The 2,151-nt window shown below is 65.3% G+C and carries 2 protein-coding genes; both read left to right on the top strand.

Annotation, left to right across the window (positions count from 1 at the left end; translation table 11 throughout):
• Nucleotides 1-1,452: glycosyltransferase family 2 protein (locus H7007_RS12975; protein WP_287155761.1), on the top strand; the 1,452-nt coding region annotated here is incomplete at its 5' end.
• Nucleotides 1,453-1,504: 52 nt separating this feature from the next.
• Nucleotides 1,505-2,151: hypothetical protein (locus tag H7007_RS12970; RefSeq protein WP_287155760.1), on the top strand; the 647-nt coding region annotated here is incomplete at its 3' end.

Genomic DNA, 2,151 nt, shown 5'->3' with positions numbered 1-2,151 from the left:
CGGGGCTGTGACATCCTCCCCGCTTGCTTGCGCTCCGTGCTGTCTCAGACCTCCAAGGCCTCGCGGGAGGTCATCGTAGTGGACGATTCCTCTTGCGACGGGAGCGTGGAGTTGATACGCGACGCCTTCCCCGGAGTGGAGGTAATCGTCAACCGGCGCAACCTGGGTCCCGCTGGAGCCAAGAACGTAGGTGCAGCGAGGGCCAGAGGGCGCTTCATCGCTTTCCTGGACAACGACGTTGAGCTATTTCCCGACTGGGAGGAGGTCATGCTGGACCGCTTCTCCCGGGAGGGCGGTGACCTGGCTGCCTGCGCTTCGCGTCTGCTCTCACCGGAGGATCCGGCTAGGCTGAATAGTGCGGGGGGAATGATAAACCTCCTGGGCCATGCCTGGGATCGGGGACTCCGGGAGGAAGGGGCGGGCGTCTACTCTCGTCCCTTGCCGGTCATCTATGCCTGCACCGCGGCCATGATGGTGCGCGGAGAGGCACTGCGGAAGGTCGGCGGTTTTGACGAGAGACTCCGTTACGCTTACGAGGACGCCGACCTCGGTTGGCGCCTGAACATCTACGGATACCGGGTCGTCTACGAGCCGCGCGCCGCCGCCTGGCACCGGCTGAACACCACCCTGGGCAGGGGAAGGCCCTTCAACAAATACCATTATGAGCGCGGCAGGTTGCGTTCGTGGATCAAGAACCTGGAGGGCGGCACCCTCGCCTGGCTTTACCGGGAGTACCTTTACTGGTTCCTGGCCCAGGTGGGCCGAGAGGGCAGGGAGGCTCTTTCACTGCGTGAAAGGTGGGCCATGAGAGGGCGTATGGCGCAGGCCGTGGCCTGGAACCTACTCTTTCTGCCCGACACCTTGCGCCGGAGAGGCGAGGTGGTTGCCGGAAGGAGATGTTCGGACCGGGAGTTGATCCGGAGGGGACTGCTGTATCCCCAGGTGGGCAACCCTCCCAACCACGGTTCCCGAAAAGGGAAGGACGGGCGTCTTTTCTCTCCCGTTCGGGATTCCCATCCACGCAGGGTGGAGATGGGCCGGAAGGGCGAGGAGGGCCTGGTCGAGGGATGGTTCGAGAGGGAGAAGGACGGCAACGGTCTGGTCTACCGCTGGACGGGAGAGAGAGCCCGTGCCCTGCTGAGGGCCAGGGGCGCCGGGGGGAGGGAGCTGCTGATCCGTACCCGCATGGGTCACCCCGAAGGAGGTTCCCGGGCGGTCGTCCGGGTGGACGGATGCGAGGTGGGGATAATAGAGGTGCCCAATCGCGTGAGCCTGCATCGCCTCCCCCTGCCCCGGGCCGAGGAGGGGGTGGCGAGGGAGGTGGAGATAGAGACCCTGAACCCCTTCCGCCCCCGCGAGGTACTGGGGGTGGAGGACCTGCGCAATCTGGGCATCGCCGTGATCTCCCTCGAGTTGCGGGGTCGAGGCCTGAAAACGGACAGGTTCCTGTGAGCGGGCCTTTGGGTGCAAGACCCTGCCCGAGGCCCTTTGAGGAGGGAAAAGCATGCGCATCCTCCTTGTGACCCATCGCTACGGGGCGGAGGTACATGGCGGAGGCGAGAAGTTCCTGAGGGATCTCATGACCCGCCTGGCCTCCAGGGGTCATCGGGTGGAGGTGATCACCACCCGTTCCATGTGCCTGCTGCCTTCGCCCCGGGGGTATCTGATTTGGGATAACCTGCTCCCCCCGGGGACGGAATGGGACTGCGGGGTGGAGGTGCGCCGTTTTGGAGCGAGAAATCCCCGTCCGCGATGCGGGGCACGCCGATCGGCCCGCCTCGGCGATTACTTTGAGGAGGAGAGAAACGGGGAGCCCTTCGCCCGTCTTCTGGGCGAGAACCTGGCGGGAACCGATGAACACTGCTTTCTCTCCGGATGGTACCACCTGGAGGAATGGGAGGACGGACCGGCGCGTTGGGCCGGGAGGAGAGCCCGCCTGATGGCCGGGGGCAGAGGGCTGGAGGGATTGGGCCTGGATATGCACTCCCCCTGGGGAGGGACCTTCAAGATAATCCTTGACGGGGTGGAGCGCAGGGATTTTACGCTGGCGCCGGGAAGGCGGGAGGAGTTCCGTCTCAGCTTCTCACGCCGGGAGCTCCTGGACGTGACCCTGGAATGCGGACACACGGCAAAGCCGCCCGGGGAGGGCCG

The sequence above is a fragment of the Candidatus Solincola tengchongensis genome (assembly GCF_015711935.1).
Taxonomy (GTDB): domain Bacteria; phylum Actinomycetota; class Geothermincolia; order Geothermincolales; family RBG-13-55-18; genus Solincola_A; species Solincola_A tengchongensis.
The sequence above is the reverse complement of the archived record's forward strand: the minus strand, read 5'-3'. Positions and strand labels throughout refer to the sequence as shown.